Source organism: Paraburkholderia sp. BR14320 (assembly GCF_040948665.1).
In the GTDB taxonomy this organism is placed as follows: Bacteria; Pseudomonadota; Gammaproteobacteria; order Burkholderiales; family Burkholderiaceae; genus Paraburkholderia; species Paraburkholderia youngii.
Window position 1 is genome coordinate 42,760 of the sequence record NZ_JBFPKG010000030.1, and the last position, 18,517, is coordinate 61,276.

Below are 18,517 nucleotides of genomic sequence, written 5' to 3' on the forward strand. Positions count from 1 at the left end.
TGCTTTTGCGGCGTCGGATTTGTGCGCCGCCGGGGCAGCCGTTACGCCGCGTTCCTCAGCCGCTCGGCCGACAGTCCGAATTCGCGCGCGATCGAGCCCAGCCGGTCGTGCCACTCCCACGTGCCGAACACGTCGTGCACGTTTTGCAGGCAACTGAGCAGAGCGATGGTCACGGGGTCATACACGTTGATGCGGGCGCGCAGCAGCGCTTTTTTCAGCGCGGCCACGCCGACATCCATGTAAGCGGGCACTTCCGTCGGTGGTTTGCCGATGAAGCGCACGGGCACGCCTTCCATCGCAGTCACATAGTCGCGCGGCTTGATCAGGTTGCCGACCGGGCATCCGCCACAATAGCCGCGGTAGGCGCCGCCACCCCTCGGTAGCAATGCAGCGCGTTTCTGTTCGAACAGATGCGTGACGGACCGATCGTATATGTCCTGATGCGTCAGGAAGCGAAGAGTTTTCATGGTTGGTCTCCCGCGTCCGAGGCGGTAGTTATTTGTTGTTGAGCGCACATCGAGCGAGCGCATGGCGATGAGTATCCACCGTGCGCCGTCCGACGAAGGACCGACTACGAGCATGAAAAGGCGCCAATTCGCGAGTTTGCGCGTCCGACGGACCCCTTGGCCTTACCCCGCCTTACGACGACGCCCCTTCTTGCCCAGCGACGCGCATCGCTCACGGCACATGCAAGTCGTCTCATGATCGTTGACCATGCCAACCGCCTGCATGAATGCATAGCAGATCGTCGACCCGACGAATTTGCAGCCATAACGCTTGAGCGCCTTGCTCAGCGCGTCCGATACTTCCGTCGACGCAGGCGCATGCTTATACGAAGCCCATTCGTTCTGAATCGGCGTGTCGTCGACGAATGACCACACGAAGTTCGCGAGCGAGCCGTGTTCGGCCCGGATCTGCAGCACGGCGCGCGCGTTCTGGATCGCCGCCTCGATTTTGCCGCGATGCCGCACGATGCTCTCATCGGCGACGAGCGCGTCTACGTGCTTCGGCGTGAAGGCAGCGACCTTGTCGATGTCGAAGTCCGCGAAAGCACGGCGGTAGCCGGCGCGCTTGTTGAGTATCGCCGACCACGACAACCCGGCCTGAGCGCCTTCGAGCACCAGCATTTCAAACAGGTGGTGGTCGTCGCGCGAGGGTACACCCCACTCGGAGTCGTGGTACTGTGCGAGCGCTTCGCTCGATACCCAGTTGCATCGTTGTGTCACTGTCGCGCTCCCGCGTGGTCGTATCGATCGCCAGCATAGCGGAAGCGGTGTACGCCGCAAGCTGGCCAATCGGCTAATTGCGCGATTCAAACTGACCTGCCACGCTAAGCGTTATTCACCCACACAACTGATTCGATTCGATGAACCACGACTTCTTTCTGATTGGCGTCGACGGCGGCGGCACCGGCACGCGCGTCGTGCTCGCCGATGCGCAGGGCCGCGAACTGGCGCAGGCGGCAAGCGGACCATCGGGCCTCGGGCTCGGCATCCCGCGCGCATGGCAGTCCATTCAGGCCGCCTGCGGCGAAGCGTTCGAGCGAGCCGGCATCGCGCTGGACTGGTCGCGCTGCGTGCTCGGTTGCGGACTCGCGGGCGTCAACAATCGCGACTGGCTCGCCGAGTTTCACGAGCACGCGCCGCGACTGGCCGGACTCGCCGTCGAATCCGACGCCTACACGACCTTGCTCGGCGCGCACGAAGGCTCGCCCGGCGTGATCGTCGCACTCGGCACCGGCAGCGTCGCGGCCTCGCTTGCGAACGACGGCGAGTTCCGCATGGCCAGCGGCTACGGCTTTCCGTCAGGCGACGAGGCGAGCGGCGCGTGGCTCGGCCTGCGGCTGATCGTGCACGCGCAACAGGCACTAGACGGCCGCGCTGCCGTCGACGATCTCGCGCATGCGTTGCTCGCGCATACCGGCACTCAGGATCGCGACAGCCTGGTCGTGTGGCTGTGCGCGGCTAATCAAACTGCCTACGCGCGGCTCGCACCGATCGCGATCGAACACCGCGCACATCCGTTCGCGGCGCGCCTGCTCGGCGAGGCTGGCGTCGAAGTGGGCAAGATGATCGCCGCGCTGGACGCGACGGGCGCGCTGCCGGTCGCGCTATGCGGAGGCCTCGGCGCGCCGCTGCGCGAGTACGTGCCCGAGGCGTATCAGGCGCGCCTGCGCGAGCCGCGGGCGGATTCGGCGCGTGGCGGCTTGCAGCTGGCGCGGCACGAGGCGCAGCGGCTGGCTTGACGAGACCTGTAAAATATCGGCTTTGACGCTGCCTCGACGGCTCAGCCGCCGGACTCACCATGTATAAAGTCATCGCCACGGATCTCGACGGCACACTGCTCAACGCCGACCACCAGGTCGACCCGTTCACGGTCGCCACGGTGCGCAAGCTCGAAAGCGACGGGCTGCAGTTCGTGATCGCCACGGGGCGGCACTACTGCGACGTCGCGGGCATCCGCGATCTGCTCGGCATCAATCCATACCTGATCACGTCGAACGGCGCGCGGGTTCACGCGCCTGACAACACCGTGATTCACGCCGACGATCTGCAGCCCGCGATCGTCCAGCGTCTCGTGCAGCCAGAAATTGTCGGCGCGCATGGTCGAGTGATCGTCAGTCTGTTTGCTGACGAGGCGTGGCTGATCGATCGCGACGCGCCCCATCTGCTGGAATTTCACCAGGATTCGGGCTTCACGTACGAAGTGACCGACCTGCCGAAGCACAATGGCGTCGACATTGCCAAGGCGCTGTATATCGGCGATCCCGCCGATCTCGCGCAGGTTGCCGCCAATCTGGAACGCGAATTCGACGAGCGGCTATACGTGACGTATTCGTTGCCGGATTGTCTTGAAGTGATGACCGCGAATGTGTCGAAGGGGCGCGCGCTGCAGATCGTGCTCGAGCGACTCGCTATCGACGCGTCGCAGTGCGTCGCGTTCGGCGACAACATGAACGATATCGATCTGCTCGAGACGGCCGGCCATCCATTCATGATGAACAATGCCAATCCCGATCTGATCACGCGTCTGCCGCATGTGCCGCGCATTGGCAACAATTTCGAGGCCGGCGTTGCGCATCATCTGCGTAAACTGTTTGCTCTCAAAGACGAACTGGCGTCCTGAACCGCAATCACTCAAATTGAAGGCGGCCCGCATCCACACTCGCGTGGATGCGGGCCGCAGAAGTTGCTCGCGAAGCGAGAAGCGCGGAGCGTGATGCACTCCGCTTACGCCCGTCAATCCCGCCAGCCGCGGTGCTCACCGCGATAGTCATGGCCCCAGCGACGATTGTCGTGACCCCAGCCGCGGTCATCGCGGTGATAGTCGCGGTAGTAGTAGTCGCCGCGCGCGTAGCGATGATCCCAGCCGCCGTAATACACCGGCTCCGGCGCGGCGTAGACGCGCGCGGGCGCGGCATAAACCGGAGCGCCGAGCGATAGGCCGACGCTCAGATCCGTATGCGCCTGCGCGACACCGCATGCGCCCGCCGCGAGTCCGGCAGCAACCAGCAAGTGAGTGACGATGCGCTTCATGTTGGTCTCTCCTGTGAGGCGACGTAGGTTTGTCGCACAGGACCAATGTACGCACTCGAGCCGGGGAGGACTGCGACCAGATGTTACGGACTGCAAGCATCGTCGAAGTCAGCGAAGGCAGGCGGAAAGAACTCGCGGACGTTGCGCGCAGACACCTTACTTCGCTGGCAGCCGCGCCCCACGGGGCTTTGCGGCCGGACAATCCAGGCCGGCAGGCGGCGCGTCGCACACGCTTGCAGCTTGATGCACCGGCCCACGTAATCGTGGCTTACATCTGTATTACCCTATTAATCCGCCGCAGGCGCCGAAGCGGTCGAACTGGCGGAAGAGGCCGCGCCTGCCGAAGACGCCGACACCGCCGGCAACGCAGCACAAGGGCAATCGGTCGCCCGGCCATCGAGCCCTTCGCGGTCATGCTTGAAGCTCGCGCGCGGCATGCCGTTCTGCCAGTCGAGCCGGACGATGTAAATGCTGTCGAAGTCGTCGCTTTGCCATTTCGGCACGTCGGCCGCGCGACCGCCATGCGCGCTCAACAGCTGCCGCAACAGCTTCTCGATCAGCTTGTGCTCCCACGCAATCACGATCAGCTTGCCGCGATTAGCCGGGTCGACGAGCGCGTTGCCGAGCTGGTCGACCTGCGCAAAGCCGTACGGCGTTTGCACCGGTAGCTGGAATTGAATCGCGGTCGGCTCGATCGTCGCGAGCGGGCGCACGTAATAGTACGGATGACCGCCGTCGTCTTTTTGCTGGCCGGGGTCCGGCGCGTAGATCGCATCGGGTTTGCCGAATTTGGCGGCGATCACCGCCGGCAACGCGAGCGCTCGGTTGAGCCCCTGGCAGTCTAGCTGGCCGTAGCCTTGCGCAGGCTTCTCGCCATGGCGAACGAATACGAGGGTTTCGATATTGCCGCCCGCCCCAGCCGTGGCGGGGGCTGCGGTTGCGACGACAGTCGCCGTGTTCGTCGCCGCGGACGCGTCCGGCAACGTCAGCGCGCTCGCGCACAAGCCGCCGAGCGACAGTGCGACGCCTTGCAGGAATCCGCGGAAACGGTTCATCGAAAGCACCTGTGCGAGGCTGGGAAGTCGCCCGATTCTAGCAGCGGTGCTCTCCGGCACGCGGCTGCCGCGCATTGATATCGCATTGGCGCTCGCAATGAGTAATGGGCGCCGGGGCGCCCATTCATGCGACCGACGCGTCGAACCAGCCGTCAGTCGAGCGCCAGCTTGCTCGCATCGCTGCAGCGATCCTCGGCGATCAGCGGATAGACGACTCCCGCGATCACCGCACCGATGATCGGCGCAGCCCAGAACAGCCACAGCTGATCGATCGCCGCGCCGCCGACCAATAGCGCCGGCCCCGTCGAGCGCGCCGGATTGACCGACGTGTTGGTGACCGGAATCGAGACCAGGTGGACCAGCGTCAGGCACAGGCCGATCGCGATGGGCGCGAAGCCGGCCGGCGCGCGGCGATCAGTCGCGCCGAGAATTACGAACAGGAAGAAGCCCGTCATCACCACTTCGCAAACGAAGGCGGCGGCGAGCGCATAGTGCCCCGGCGATTGCTCGCCATAACCGTTCGTCGCGAAACCGCTCGCGACCAGGTCGAAGCCCGGCTTGCCCGACGCGATCAGCGACAGCACGAATGCACCGAACACCGCGCCGAGTACCTGCGCGGCGACATAGGGCAGCAGATCGCGCACCGGGAATCGGCCGGCGACGGTCAGGCCGACGCTCACCGCCGGATTCAGGTGGCAGCCTGAAATGTGGCCGATCGCAAAAGCCATCGTCAGCACGGTCAGGCCGAAGGCCAGCGACACGCCGACGAAGCCGATGCCCAGACCATGAACCGGCCCGGCGAAGTTGGCGGCGAGGACCGCGCTGCCGCAGCCTCCGAGCACGAGCCAGAAGGTGCCGAACAGTTCGGCAACGAGGCGCTTTGACAACTGCATGTTTGGTGATCCTAAAAAGAATTGGCACTTCAGAAGCACCCATCGGAAACCGCGAGTACGTACGTTGAACGCGCAATTCTAGGTAGGCAGCGCCAAATCAGGTGTCAAGGATTGTCAATCTGGACAGAATTTATAAACTATTACGAGATAAAGCGCATGTTTTACAATTCACACGCTTTAATAATTATCAGAGGAAAATTCGCTAAACCGGTATTAGTGGCCATTGCGAATTTCTATAATTGCAGCTAGTCTGCGGTCGAATGAGTTCTAGAAAGGGGAGAACCGAATGTCTCAATATGCAGACCTCAAGGCGCAGATAGCCAAATTGCAGGCACAGGCAGAAGAAGCGCGACGCACGGAAATCGACAATGTCGTTGCCGACATCCGCCAAAAGATCGCCGAATACGGTCTGACCGCGCAGGATCTCGGTTTCGCGGTCGCCGCCAAGCGCGGCCGCCCGCCCAAGAAGACGCCGCTGCCGGCAAAATATCAGGACCCCAAGTCGGGCAATACATGGAGCGGGCGCGGCAAGCCGCCCAAATGGATCGTTGGCAAGAATCGCGAGCGCTTTCTGATTGGCTCGGCCTGATCTCCGCTCGAGGTGACGCGGTGCAAGCGGTTTGAAGGTTTTTTGCCGCTTCGGCTTAATCGCTACGCGCTAATCCGCGGTGGAAGCGCCACCATCGCAGTATTAAAAAAGCCGCCCATACAGGGCGGCTTTTTCGCGTCCGGCGGCGAGAATGACTTCGTCTTCCGGTCCTGCAAACGATACCGATGCCGGATTCGTCCGCTATTGGGCGTTATAAGCGAAGGTTCACAGCGCCGCTTCAAAGCGGACCGAAAACGGCCGGCCGTAAAAGCGCCGGCCGTTTTCAAGCGCGCTTAGCCGACCGCGACCTGGCGCAATACCGGGCGCCGCGACGTTTCAATCAAGGCCGAATAGCCGTCGACATAGTTCTGCGCCATCGTTTTCGAACTGAAGCGGCGTTCGAACTGGGCGCGGATTTCGGTGCGCGACAGCTCGTCCAGACGCTGCAGAGCCGCTACCGCGCCTTGCACGTCCTCGACGATATAGCCGGTCACGCCGTGGTCGATCACCTCGGGCACCGAGCCGCGGTTGAACGCGATAACCGGCGTACCGCAGGCCATCGACTCGATCATCACGAGGCCGAACGGCTCGGACCAGTCGATCGGGAACAACAGCGCTTTCGCTCCCGACAGAAACTCGGGTTTCTGCGCCTCGTTGATTTCACCGACGAACTCGACATGCGCCATCGACAGCAGCGGCTCGATTTCGCGCTTGAAGTACTCCATGTCGACCTTGTCCACCTTGGCGGCGATCTTCAGCGGCAGACCGCTTTGCGCGGCGATCTTGATGGCTGTATCGACGCGTTTTTCCGGGCAGATGCGGCCGAGGAACGCGAGGTATTCGGGCTTCTTGTGAGGCTGCGGCGTCAACAGCTGGTCCGGCAGACCGTGATAGATCGTGCTGAGCCAATTGGCCTGCTGCAGCGGCAGACGCTGCGAATCCGAAATCGACACGACCGGCACATGCGAGAACGCGTCGAACACCGGCTGCAATTCCGGCAGGTCCAGACGGCCGTGCAGCGTGGTCACGAACGGCGTGTCCATCGTCGTGAACAGCGGGAACGGCATGTAGTCGAGATGGAAGTGCAGTACGTCGAACTCGTGCGCGACCTTGCGGACCTTTTCCATCATCAGCACGTGCGGCGCCAATGCATCGCGAATCGTCGGATCGAGGCGCAGCGCGCGCGGCCAGCACGCCTCGAGATTGGCGGACGTGACCGAGTCGCCGCTCGCGAACAGCGTGACGTCATGGCCGAGGTCGACGAGCGCTTCGGTCAGATACGACACGACACGTTCGGTGCCGCCATAGAGTTTCGGAGGGACAGCTTCGTAGAGCGGCGCGATTTGTGCGATTCGCATGCGTTTTCTCCTGTATCGATTGGAGTTAGCGCGAGGGGCGCTGACCCGAATCCCATGCAGATTTTTGATCTCACCGGGGCTTCGCACGACGGCGGGACCGCTCGAGGTACGTAGCCCTAACGGGCGGTTGGGCGCGGTTTCTCCCCGCCCGAAGGGTGGTCCGAAATAGGTATCGGGTAATCCCTTAGCCTCCATTATCGGGATCGACCGCGGTAATTCGAGTTATTTTTCAAACGCTTAATGTTGTTACAGCGCGAAACATGGACCGTTACAGCCTGGGATACACAGTCCAATCGCAACCGTCCCATGATCGGCAAACGCAATTGCGCCGACTCAATCGAGCGCGCCACAGGGCGAAATGCACCGTAGCAAGCAGCGGACCCGGGGGTCGGATGAATGGAAAACGCGGGTAACGGAGGCGATGGCAGGCGGGTGAAAACGTCTTATAATTCTTGTTCACCGTTTTACGGTGCGGTGGTGAAATTCTAAAAACTCACCAACCGGTACACGCCGCAGCCGTAAATATTCCCAGCGCGCATCATCGGTCCCGCCCAGCGCCTCAATTCGTCCCAATTTGGGACTCGCCGCACCCTGACTTGTAGGAATTATTCCTACACAAATGACGGATTAATCCGTCATCCCGGTGGGGTGTCTCTCCGATTTTCGGCTGTGCCCCCTTTCGAGACAATGCTTGCAAGACCAGAGACGAGTCGATTCGCGCGGGTTAAGCGCGCGCGTTCGAGCAAACGTTTCCGCAAAAAAAATCGGCCTGACCAGCCGGGCATACGAACGGGGGAATCATGAGCACGACCAGCCACATGCTCAGTGAGATCAGAGAAGTCAACCTGTCCTATCTGCTGCTCGCCCAGCGTCTGCTGCGCGAAGACAAGCCGATGGGCATGTTCCGCATGGGTATTTCGGACCAGTTGGCCGACGTGCTCGCCAACCTGTCGTTGGCGCAGACCGTCAAGCTCGCGGCGTCCAACCAGATGCTGTGCCGCTTCCGCTTCGACGATCACGCGGTACTGTCCGCCCTCGCGGACAAGGACAAGTCGAGCGCGATCGCGCAGGCTCATTCGGCCATCCTGATGGCGAGCCAGCCGGTCGAGCAGCTCGGCTGATGGCCAGTAAGAGCGTCGTACTCGAAGCCCGACAAATCACCCTCGCGATCGAGCTGATCGAACTGGGCGCGCGTCTGCAATTGCTGGAGGCTGAAACCAGCCTGTCGCGCGACCGGCTCATCAAGCTGTACAAGGAACTGAAAGGGGTGTCGCCGCCCAAGGGCATGCTGCCGTTTTCGACCGACTGGTTCATGACCTGGCAGCCGAACTTTCATTCATCGCTGTTCTACAACATCTACCGTTTCATGGCCGGCTACGGCGGCTGCCGCGCGATCGAATCGATCGTGAAGAGCTACCGGCTGTATCTGGAGCACGTGCAGTTGCACGACGACGAGCCGGTGCTCAGTCTCACGCGCGCGTGGACGCTGGTGCGCTTCTTCGACTCGGGCATGCTGCAGCTGAGCGCCTGTCGCCGCTGCGGCGGCCACTTCGTCGCGCACGCGCACGATCCGCAGCACGCGTTCGTTTGCGGGCTGTGTCAGCCGCCGTCGCGCGCGGGCAAAACGAAAAAAGCAGCGCAAACGCGGGCCGAGCGGCAAACCGCCGTCGCCGGAATCCCGGCCGGAGTGCCGCAGGTGGCCGACACGCGGACTCACGAGGTCCGCCGCACCGCTCCCACGCTCGACACCCTCGCCACCGCCGAAGTTTGAGCGGCGCACGTTGAGGCAGCGCAAGCCTCTGGTTTACACCGGACGCGAGCGCCGTCTTTTTCCCCAAAGTTTTCCGCCTCGGTGCCGTAAACCTGACTAACGACGGTGACCGTCGCATTTTTGTGAGGGCTCGGCAGTGCTGATATTCGTGGGAACACTCGTGACGCTGTTGTCCGTCTTCGGCGGTTACGCGCTGGAAGGGGGCCATCTCGGCGCGCTGCTGCAACCCGTTGAGGTGCTGATGATCGCCGGCGCCGGACTTGGCGCGTTCATTCTCGGTAACGGGATGAAGACGATCAAGGCGACACTGCGCGTCATTCCGACCCTGTTCAAGGGCGCGAAGTACAACAAGGACGTCTACATGGAGCTGATGGGGCTCCTGTACGTGCTGCTCGCGAAAGCGCGCAAGGAAGGCACGCTGACGCTCGAAGCCGACATCGACGATCCGTCGAAGAGCCCGATCTTCACGCAGTACCCGAAGATCCTCGCCGACAAGCACATCATCGAGTTCCTGACCGACTACCTGCGGCTGATGGTCGGCGGCAACATGAATGCGTTCGAGATCGAAAGCCTGATGGACGAGGAGATCGAAACGCACCATCAGGAAGGCGAGGCGCCCGCCCAGGCGCTGAGCAAGGTCGGCGACGCGATGCCGGCGTTCGGTATCGTCGCCGCGGTGATGGGCGTCGTGCACACGATGGCCTCGGCGGACAGGCCGCCCGCGGTGCTCGGCGAGATGATCGCGCAGGCGCTGGTCGGCACCTTCCTCGGCATTCTGCTTTCGTACGGGCTGATCGGACCGCTCGCGAGCGTCGCCGAACAGCGCGTGACCGAGTCCACCAAGATGTTCCAGTGCATCAAGGTGACGATCCTCGCGAGCCTGAACGGCTACGCGCCGGCGATCGCGGTCGAGTTCGGCCGCAAGGTGCTGTTCTCGACCGAGCGCCCGTCGTTCGCCGAGCTCGAAGAGCACGTGCGCCGCGTCAAGGCGAAATAAGGCGGCGACGGGAACCGAATCGATGAGCAGCAAGGACAAAGACCGCGCAATCGTTGTCAAGCGCTCGGCACCGAGGAAGCACGGTCATCACGGTGGCGCATGGAAGCTCGCCTACGCGGACTTCATGACCGCCATGATGGCGTTCTTCCTGCTGATGTGGCTGCTGAGCTCGGCCTCGACCGTGCAACTGAAGGGCATCGCCGAGTACTTCAACCAGCCGCTGAAGATCACGCTGTGGGGCGGCGATCGCAGCGCCGAAGACTCGAGCATCCTGAAGGGCGGCGGGCGTGACATCTCGACCGACGCGCAGGGCGTGACCCGCTCGACCGACGGCAGCAGCAACCGCGCCGAGCGCACCGCGTCGCGCAACAACGAAGACTCGGTGAAGCAGCTGCAGGGCGAGCTCGAACGCCGCGAGCAGGTGCGCCTGCACGACCTGCAGGTCAAGCTGATGGCCGCGATCGAGGCGAACCCGGTGCTGCGCCAGTTCAAGCAGCAGATCCGCATCGACTCGACCCTGACCGGCCTGCGCATCGAGATCGTCGACTCGCAGAAGCGGCCGATGTTCGCGACCGCGCGCGACGTCGTCGAACCGTACATGCGCGACATTCTGCGCGAGATCGGCCACACGCTGAACGACGTGCCGAACCGCATCATCGTCCAGGGCCACACCGACGCCGTGCCGTACGCGGGCGGCGAGAAGGGCTATAGCAACTGGGAGCTGTCGGCCGACCGCGCCAACGCGTCGCGGCGCGAGCTGGTCGCGGGTGGCATGGACGAAGCGAAGGTGATGCGCGTGCTCGGCCTCGCGTCGACGCAGAACCTGAACAAGGCGGACCCGCTCGATCCGGAGAACCGTCGCATCAGCATCATCGTGTTGAACAAGAAGTCCGAGGCGGCGCTCGATCACGACGATTCGACGACGACCACGCTGTCGGACGACGCAGCCGGCTCGAAGCCGCTGCTGCAAAAACTTGCGCAGCCGGTGACGGCTGCACCGAAGTTGCCGGCGGCGGCGCCGCCGGCAAAGTAACAGACCGCGGCCGCCGGGCCGGGGTCCGCGCCCGAGCGGCGCGCCCCGCCAGGCGGCCCAGTGTTTAGCGCAGCGAGGTTTTCATGATCAGGCACATCCTGGCAGTCGACGATTCGGCATCGATGCGGCAGATCCTCGCCGCGACGCTGACAGGCGCCGGCTATGAGGTCACGCTCGCGGCGGACGGCAACGAAGGGCTCGAAAACGCGCTCGCGATGGCGTTCGATCTCGTGTTGACCGACCAGCATATGCCCGGCAAGACCGGTCTCGATCTGATCACCGCGCTGCGCGGAAATCCAGCCTACCAGGCGACGCCCATCCTCGTCCTCACGACGGAATCGGGCGAGCCCTTCAAAGAGGCGGCGCGCGCAGCGGGTGCGACCGGCTGGATCGAAAAGCCGCTCGACCCGGACATGTTGACCGAGCTGGTGGCGGCGCTGGCCGAACCGGACCCGGATTGATCCGCGCATTCAATACCTTTAGACACAGTACAGATAGCTCTCGACGCGCCTCTCCGGCAACTCACGCCAGACAGGCACTCTCGCGGTGAACCAGGCATGACACTCGACATCACACAGTTCTATCAGACGTTCTTCGACGAAGCGGACGAACTGCTCGCGCAGATGGAGCAATTGCTGCTCAATCTCGACGTGGCCCGCCCGGACCCCGAAGACCTCGCGGCGATCTTTCGCGCCGCGCATTCGATCAAGGGCGGCGCGGCGACCTTCGGCTTCACCGCGCTCACCGAGACCACGCACATTCTCGAGTCGCTGCTCGATCGCGCGCGCAACAACGAGCTGGTGCTGCGCAAGGACATGATCGACACGTTCCTGGAAACCAAGGACGTGCTTTCCGGCCAGCTCGCCGACTACCGCGCGAGCGCCGAGCCCGACGCCGAGGTGGCGCGCGCGATCTGCGCGAAGCTCGAGCAGCTGCACGCGGAAAGCCGCATGGGCGGCGCGCCGGCAGCGGCAGCCGTCGAGCCCGCGCCGGTCGCGGCGCAGGCGGCAACCCAAACAACAACAGCAACAACCGCGGTACAGCAGCAAGGCGGCACCCCGCCCGAGCACGTCGTCGAACAGGCGGTGCAAATGGCGGGCGAATGGATGGACGGCGAACCGGCACAGACCGGGCAAGCCGCGGGCACGGACGACAGCGCCGGCCCACATCTGAAAATCACGCTACGGGGCGTGGGAGAGAAAGACCAGGAACTGCTCGCCGAAGAGCTGGGCAACCTGGGCAATATCGTCGGGCAGGTCAAGAGCGGCGGCGATCTGATGCTGTGGCTCTCGAGCGACGTACCCTCCGACGACATCATCGCCGTGTGCTGCTTCGTGATCGACGAAAGTCAGATCACGATCGGCCGCGGCACCGCGCCGGCGGACGACGCGCAGCAGGGCGAACCTGGAACGCCCGCCGCTGCCGCCGCTCCGGCACCGGCGCAAAGCGCGCCTGTCGCCCCCGCCGCTCCCGCGGCGCAAGCGCAGGCGCAGCCGGTCGTTCATGCGGAGCAGCCGGCATCGTCGGCTCCGGCGGCTCACGCCGCGGCGCCCGCAAGCGCGGCCAGTCACGCCGACAGCATCGAGCCGCCGCCAGCGCCGCCCGCGGCGGCTCCGGCGGCAGCCAAACCCGCTTCGGCCGGGTCCGCCGAACACGACCGCAAGGCGGCCCGCCCGGCCGCCGCGGCGGCGAGCGGCGAAGGCAGCTCGATTCGCGTCGGCGTCGAGAAGGTCGATCAGCTGATCAACCTGGTCGGCGAACTGGTGATCACGCAGGCGATGCTCGCGGAGACCACCAGCACGTTCGATCCGGCGCTGCACGACCGGCTCTTCAACGGCATGGCGCAGCTCGAGCGCAACGCCCGCGATCTGCAGGAAGCGGTGATGTCGATCCGCATGATGCCGATGGATTACGTATTCAGCCGCTTCCCGCGTCTGGTGCGCGATCTCGCGGCGAAACTCGGCAAGGAGGTCGAACTCGTCACCTTCGGTCAGGCGACCGAACTCGACAAGAGCCTCATCGAACGGATCATCGATCCGTTGACGCACCTCGTGCGCAACAGTCTCGACCACGGCATCGAAACCGTCGAGGCGCGGCGCGCGGCGGGCAAGGATTCGACCGGTCAGCTGGTGCTGTCGGCGGCCCACCATGGCGGCAACATCGTCATCGAGGTCAGCGACGACGGCGCGGGCCTGCGCCGCGACAAGATTCTCGCGAAGGCGGCCAAGCAGGGCATGCAGGTCAGCGAAACGATGACCGACGAGGAAGTCTGGAACCTGATCTTCCTGCCGGGCTTCTCGACCGCCGAGCAGGTCACCGACGTGTCCGGCCGCGGCGTCGGCATGGACGTGGTGAAGCGCAACATCCAGTCGATGGGCGGTCACGTCGAGATCACGTCGCACGCGGGCAAGGGCAGCACCACGCGGATCGTGCTGCCGCTCACGCTGGCGATTCTCGACGGCATGTCGGTGAAGGTCGGCAACGAGATCTTCATCCTGCCGCTGAACTTCGTGATGGAGTCGCTGCAGCCGCAAGCCGAAGACATCTACACGGTCGCCAACGGCGAGCGCGTGGTGCGCGTGCGCGGCGAATACCTGCCGCTCGTCGCGCTGCACGAGGTGTTCAACGTGTCGGAAGCGAAGCAGGAGCCGACCCAGGGCATCGTCACGATCATGCAGACCGAGGGACGGCGCTTCGCGATGCTGATCGACGAACTGGTCGGCCAGCAGCAGGTGGTCGTGAAGAATCTGGAAACGAATTACCGCAAGGTACACGGCATTTCCGCGGCGACCATTCTGGGCGACGGCAGCGTCGCGCTGATCGTGGACGTCGCGGCGCTGAACCGCGAAACGCGTCACGCGCATGGGCATGCGCAGGCGATGAGCCTCGCGTGACGCTTGCAGCAAACGCCGCAATGACAGACATCGCAACACAACTTCAACTCAATTCATCCCAACCGTTTGGGGGCTAACGTGGCAGAAGTCCAATCCATCAATTCGAGCGTCGCAAACGCGAGCGGTACGAATGGCCGCCGCGACGCGCAGGCGGACGCCGGCGGTCAGGAATTCCTCGTCTTCACGCTCGGCGCGGAAGAGTACGGCATCGACATCCTGAAGGTGCAGGAAATCCGCGGCTACGACAACGTGACGCGCATCGCCAATGCACCCGAGTTCATCAAGGGCGTGATCAACCTGCGCGGCATCATCGTGCCGATCGTCGATATGCGGATCAAGTTCCATCTGGGCCGCGTCGAGTACGACCATCAGACCGTCGTGATCATCCTGAACGTCGCGCATCGCGTGGTCGGGATGGTCGTGGACGGCGTGTCGGACGTGCTGACGCTGGCGATCGACCAGATCATGCCGGCGCCGGAATTCGGCGCGACGCTGACGACCGAATACCTGACCGGCCTCGGTACGGTCGACGGCCGCATGCTGATCCTGATGGACATCGAGAAGCTGATGACCAGCTCCGAGATGGCGCTGACCGAGACGCTCGGCGTCTGACGGCATGCAGCAACGGAACCCGGCACAAGGAGCATCAACATGCTGAGCAGGTGGTCGATCCGCACGTCGCTGACGATGGTGGGGATTCTTCTGGTGACGCTGACCGTGGCGGTCGGCGCGCTCGGGCTGACCGCGCTGAATCGCGCGAGCGGCTCGCTCGAACGCATCGCGCGCGGCGAACTGGTCGCGATTCATGCGCTCGACGACGCGTCGGCGTCTCTGCTGCGCGCGCGCATCGCGATCGAACGCTTCAACACGCTGACGGCCGCCGGCAAGGCGGACGAGGCGAAGAAGGCACTCGATCGCGCGCAGGAGCTGCTCGGCAAGAGCAATCAGAGCTGGCAGGCGTATCTCGACGCGCCGAAGCACGGCGTCGAGCAGCCCTTGCTCGACGATGTGCTCGCCAAACATACGACGGTGATGCACGACGGCGTCGACGTCGAATTCGCCGCGTTGAATGCGAACAATCTCGACGCGTATCACGCGGTCGCGGACACCAAGATCAGCCCGATGTTCATCGCCTACGACGCGGCGGCCGCCGCGGTGATCCAGGCGCTGCAGCAGAGCGTGGCCGATCAGGAGGCGAGCGCGCAGTCGAACACATCGCTGATGATCACGCTGATCAGCGTGATCACGGTGTTCGCGCTGCTGGTGGTGGTCGGCATCAGCTTCGCGCTGCGCGGGCTCATCGTGCAGCCGCTGAAAGACGCGACCGCGTGCTTCGAGCGGATCGCCGCGGGCGACCTGTCCACCCCGGTCGAGGCATTCAGCAACAACGAAATCGGCCGCCTGTTCGCGGGCATCAAGCGGATGCAGGAAAGCCTCGCGACGATGCTGCGCGCGGTGCGCAGCGGTACCGAATCGATCGACACCGGCGCGCGCGAAATCGCGATGGGCAACACCGATCTGTCGCAGCGCACCGAGCAGCAGGCGGCGTCGCTGCAGGAAACCGCGTCGAGCATGGATCAGCTGACCGGCACCGTGCGGCAGAACACCGAGAACGCGCGCCAGGCGAGCCAGCTCGCCGTCAACGCGTCGGACATCGCGACGCGCGGCGGCGAGGTGGTGAGCCAGGTCGTCACGACGATGCAGGAAATCGCGACCAGTTCGAACAAGGTCGTCGACATCATCGGCGTGATCGAGGGCATCGCGTTCCAGACCAACATCCTCGCGCTGAACGCGGCGGTCGAAGCCGCGCGCGCCGGCGAACAGGGCCGCGGCTTCGCGGTGGTCGCGGGCGAAGTGCGCAGCCTCGCCCAGCGCAGCGCGAGCGCCGCGAAAGAGATCAAGGAGCTGATCGGCGATTCGGCCGACAAGGTGAAGAGCGGCTCCGAACTGGTCGGCCGCGCGGGCACGACGATGGACGAAATCGTCCAGGCGGTGCGCCGCGTGACCGACATCATGGGCGAGATCAGCGCGGCGTCGGAAGAGCAGTCGAGCGGCATCGAGCAGGTCAATCGCGCGGTCGTGCAGATGGATTCGGTCACGCAGCAGAACGCGGCGCTGGTCGAACAGGCGGCCGCCGCGGCGGCGTCGCTCGAAGACCAGACGCGCCAGTTGCAGGCGGTGCTGAGTGGCTGGAAGGTGACCGGCGGCACACCGGCGCGTCAAAGCGCACCGGCGACGCCGCGTTCGCAAGCCTCCGCGCAGTTCGCCAAGGCCGCACCGCAAGCAGCGAGCGCGGCGACGCCGGTGAACCCGGCCGGCGCGAGCAGCGAAGCGAAGGCAACCGCTGCGGCGCCGGCGGCCCCGGCCCAGCACGAGGCAGCCGCACGAGTCGAACCGGCACTGAAGTCCAGGCCGGCCGCAGCAGCGGCTCGCGCGACGACCGACACGCCCGCGCGCGCCGCTCCGGCGAGCACGGCGAAGGCAAGCTCGGACGCGGACTGGGAAACGTTTTAGGCAACGGCAGAGTGATATGTGGTCAACCGGCATCGCGCCCGCGGATGGGCGAAGCATCGAAGCACGCGCAGCACGCGTGTCGCGAGCCGGCCGTATGTCGATGGTACTCGCGGGAGGGCGCGACCCCGCGAAGACAATTCCTACCTCCCAGCCAGTCCGGCTGGGCGGCGAGCGTGATGGCTCATATCGCAGACAGGAATTTTGATGATGGCAACGCGCGCAACACAACGCCCCGTGCGGGCGGCACCTGACGGCATCGAGCCGGCCAGGTCCGTCGAGACGGGACGCGATTTCGAATTCACGGCGGCGGATTTCGCCCGCATCCGCGATCTGATTCATCGCGTGGCGGGCATCTCGCTGTCGGACCACAAGCGCGACATGGCGTATAGCCGCCTCGCGCGACGCTTGCGGGCGCGCGGCATCGATACGTTCCGCCAGTATCTCGATCTGCTCGAAGCGGAAAACGATCCGGCCGAGTGGGAAGCGTTCACCAATGCGCTGACCACCAACCTGACCGCGTTCTTCCGCGAAGCCCATCACTTTCCGATCCTCGCCGAGTTCGTGCCGCGCCGGTCGCAACCGGTGTCCGTGTGGTGCTCGGCGGCATCGACCGGCGAGGAGCCGTACTCGATCGCGATGACGCTGATCGAGGCGCTCGGCGAGACCGGCGCGCGCCAGGCGTCGGTGCTCGCGACCGACATCGACACCCAGGTGCTCGCGAAGGCCGAGGCCGGCGTCTACCAGTTCGATCAGGTCAAGCACCTGTCCCCCGAGCGCCTGAAGCGCTTCTTCCTGAAGGGCACGGGCGCGCATGCGGGGATGGTCAAGGTGCGTCCCGAAGTGCGCGCGCTCGTGCGCTTCGAGCAACTGAACCTGACCGATCGCGATTACCAGTTGCGCACGCAGTTCGACGCGATCTTCTGCCGCAACGTGATGATCTATTTCGACAAGCCGACGCAGGCGCAGGTGCTGGCGCGCTTCGAGCCGCTGGTGAAGCCGGGCGGCCTGCTGTTCGCCGGTCATTCGGAAAACTTCACGTACGTGACGCAGGCGTTCCGGCTGCGCGGCCAGACCGTCTATGAACTGACGCGCGACACCAGCGGCGCGCGCGCGCCGTCGCGCGCGAACGCGCATGACGCACATCAGGCGAGCGGGGTGGCCGCATGAGCAGCACGCTGCCGATCGCTACCAACCTGTACTACGACAACCACTTCCAGCGCCCCGGCGTGAAGCTGTTGCCCAACGAGTTCTACACGACGAGCGAAGACATGGTGCTCGTGACCGTACTCGGCTCGTGCGTCGCGGCCTGCATCCAGGACCGCACCGCGGGCATCGGCGGCATGAATCACTTCATGCTGCCGGACGACGGCGCGGACGTCGCGCAGGCCGCGTCGGACTCGATGCGCTACGGCGCGTACGCGATGGAAGTGCTGATCAACGAACTGATCAAGGCGGGCGGCCGGCGCGAGCGCTTCGAGGCCAAGGTGTTCGGCGGCGGCGCGGTGCTCGCGGGTATGACGACGATGAACATCGGCGACCGCAACTCGGAGTTCGTGCGCCGCTATCTGGCCACCGAAAAGATCCGCATCGTCGCCGAGGACCTGCAGGGCTCGCATCCGCGCAAGGTCGCGTTCATGCCGCGCACCGGTCAGGTGATGGTGAAGAAATTGCGCTTGCAACAGGAAGCGGGCGTCGCCGAGCGCGAACAGGCGCTCGTGCGGCAGAGCGCCGAAGCGCGCGCCGAGCGGCTCGCCGCGGCGCGCAGCCGGGTCGAGCTGTTCGCGAAGCCGGCCGCCGCGCGGCCGAAAATCGAACTGTTCGGCGCGAGCCCGCGCCCGACTTATTCCAACAACGCCAGAACCACAGAGGAGGCGTGA

Annotated in this window: 19 protein-coding genes; 13 read left to right on the plus strand and 6 right to left on the minus strand. The window is 64.5% G+C overall.

The window, feature by feature from the left end:
• Positions 1-41 precede the first annotated feature (41 nt).
• Positions 42-467, minus strand: a complete 426-nt coding sequence (locus AB3X89_RS24835; RefSeq protein ID WP_368585642.1) for a hypothetical protein — start codon at positions 465-467, stop codon at positions 42-44.
• A gap of 162 nt (positions 468-629) precedes the next feature.
• Positions 630-1,226 carry a DNA-3-methyladenine glycosylase I gene (locus AB3X89_RS24840; protein WP_368585643.1) on the minus strand — a complete coding sequence of 199 codons (597 nt, stop codon included), beginning with the start codon at positions 1,224-1,226 and terminating at the stop codon, positions 630-632.
• A gap of 140 nt (positions 1,227-1,366) precedes the next feature.
• Here AB3X89_RS24840 and AB3X89_RS24845 point away from each other — a divergent pair, with 140 nt between their 5' ends.
• Both AB3X89_RS24845 and AB3X89_RS24850 read left to right on the plus strand, forming a co-directional pair.
• The gene (locus AB3X89_RS24845) at positions 1,367-2,245 is read left to right on the plus strand and encodes a BadF/BadG/BcrA/BcrD ATPase family protein (protein WP_368585644.1); all 879 of its coding nucleotides are present in this window, start codon (positions 1,367-1,369) and stop codon (positions 2,243-2,245) included.
• A gap of 59 nt (positions 2,246-2,304) precedes the next feature.
• Complete coding sequence (locus AB3X89_RS24850) at positions 2,305-3,126, plus strand: Cof-type HAD-IIB family hydrolase (RefSeq protein ID WP_368585645.1); 822 nt, start codon at positions 2,305-2,307, stop codon at positions 3,124-3,126.
• A gap of 113 nt (positions 3,127-3,239) precedes the next feature.
• Here the strand turns inward: AB3X89_RS24850 and AB3X89_RS24855 are convergent, their stop codons facing one another.
• The 3 genes from AB3X89_RS24855 to aqpZ form a co-directional block, all read right to left on the minus strand.
• Complete coding sequence (locus AB3X89_RS24855; protein ID WP_368585647.1) at positions 3,240-3,536, minus strand: PXPV repeat protein; 297 nt, start codon at positions 3,534-3,536, stop codon at positions 3,240-3,242.
• Positions 3,537-3,823: 287 nt separating this feature from the next.
• A complete protein-coding gene (locus AB3X89_RS24860; RefSeq protein ID WP_368585648.1) occupies positions 3,824-4,591 on the minus strand; it encodes a histidine phosphatase family protein in 768 nt (255 codons plus the stop codon).
• A gap of 152 nt (positions 4,592-4,743) precedes the next feature.
• On the minus strand, positions 4,744-5,484 hold the full coding sequence (gene aqpZ, locus AB3X89_RS24865) for an aquaporin Z (RefSeq protein WP_368585650.1): 741 nt from the start codon (positions 5,482-5,484) through the stop codon (positions 4,744-4,746).
• Between the two features lie 286 nt (positions 5,485-5,770).
• On the opposite strand from aqpZ, the gene AB3X89_RS24870 reads away from it, so the two are divergent.
• Positions 5,771-6,073, plus strand: a complete 303-nt coding sequence (locus AB3X89_RS24870) for an H-NS family nucleoid-associated regulatory protein (RefSeq protein WP_013090908.1) — start codon at positions 5,771-5,773, stop codon at positions 6,071-6,073.
• 293 nt (positions 6,074-6,366) lie between these two features.
• Here AB3X89_RS24870 and AB3X89_RS24875 read toward each other — a convergent pair whose 3' ends face one another.
• The gene (locus tag AB3X89_RS24875; protein ID WP_152852578.1) at positions 6,367-7,431 is read right to left on the minus strand and encodes a glycosyltransferase family 4 protein; all 1,065 of its coding nucleotides are present in this window, start codon (positions 7,429-7,431) and stop codon (positions 6,367-6,369) included.
• A gap of 800 nt (positions 7,432-8,231) precedes the next feature.
• Here AB3X89_RS24875 and flhD point away from each other — a divergent pair.
• The 10 genes from flhD to cheD all read left to right on the plus strand — a co-directional run bounded on the left by flhD (position 8,232) and on the right by cheD (position 18,517).
• Positions 8,232-8,552 carry a flagellar transcriptional regulator FlhD gene (gene flhD, locus AB3X89_RS24880; RefSeq protein ID WP_176109964.1) on the plus strand — a complete coding sequence of 107 codons (321 nt, stop codon included), beginning with the start codon at positions 8,232-8,234 and terminating at the stop codon, positions 8,550-8,552.
• Complete coding sequence (flhC, locus tag AB3X89_RS24885; protein WP_368585651.1) at positions 8,552-9,202, plus strand: flagellar transcriptional regulator FlhC; 651 nt, start codon at positions 8,552-8,554, stop codon at positions 9,200-9,202. Before flhD ends, flhC begins: the two co-directional genes overlap by 1 nt.
• 136 nt (positions 9,203-9,338) lie before the next feature.
• Entirely contained in the window at positions 9,339-10,199 is an 861-nt protein-coding gene (gene motA / locus AB3X89_RS24890; RefSeq protein WP_368585652.1) for a flagellar motor stator protein MotA, read from the plus strand.
• Between the two features lie 22 nt (positions 10,200-10,221).
• The gene (gene motB, locus AB3X89_RS24895) at positions 10,222-11,232 is read left to right on the plus strand and encodes a flagellar motor protein MotB (protein WP_013090903.1); all 1,011 of its coding nucleotides are present in this window, start codon (positions 10,222-10,224) and stop codon (positions 11,230-11,232) included.
• Between the two features lie 83 nt (positions 11,233-11,315).
• A complete protein-coding gene (locus tag AB3X89_RS24900) occupies positions 11,316-11,693 on the plus strand; it encodes a response regulator (protein ID WP_176109968.1) in 378 nt (125 codons plus the stop codon).
• A 96-nt stretch (positions 11,694-11,789) separates the two neighbouring features.
• Entirely contained in the window at positions 11,790-14,126 is a 2,337-nt protein-coding gene (cheA, locus tag AB3X89_RS24905) for a chemotaxis protein CheA (RefSeq protein ID WP_368585653.1), read from the plus strand.
• A gap of 78 nt (positions 14,127-14,204) precedes the next feature.
• Positions 14,205-14,738, plus strand: a complete 534-nt coding sequence (locus AB3X89_RS24910; RefSeq protein WP_368585654.1) for a chemotaxis protein CheW — start codon at positions 14,205-14,207, stop codon at positions 14,736-14,738.
• A gap of 39 nt (positions 14,739-14,777) precedes the next feature.
• Complete coding sequence (locus AB3X89_RS24915; protein ID WP_368585655.1) at positions 14,778-16,640, plus strand: methyl-accepting chemotaxis protein; 1,863 nt, start codon at positions 14,778-14,780, stop codon at positions 16,638-16,640.
• 204 nt (positions 16,641-16,844) lie between these two features.
• Positions 16,845-17,807 (plus strand): CheR family methyltransferase, encoded by a 963-nt coding sequence (locus tag AB3X89_RS24920; protein ID WP_368585656.1) that lies wholly within the window; start codon positions 16,845-16,847, stop codon positions 17,805-17,807.
• Positions 17,804-18,517 (plus strand): chemoreceptor glutamine deamidase CheD, encoded by a 714-nt coding sequence (gene cheD / locus AB3X89_RS24925; RefSeq protein WP_368585657.1) that lies wholly within the window; start codon positions 17,804-17,806, stop codon positions 18,515-18,517. Before AB3X89_RS24920 ends, cheD begins: the two co-directional genes overlap by 4 nt.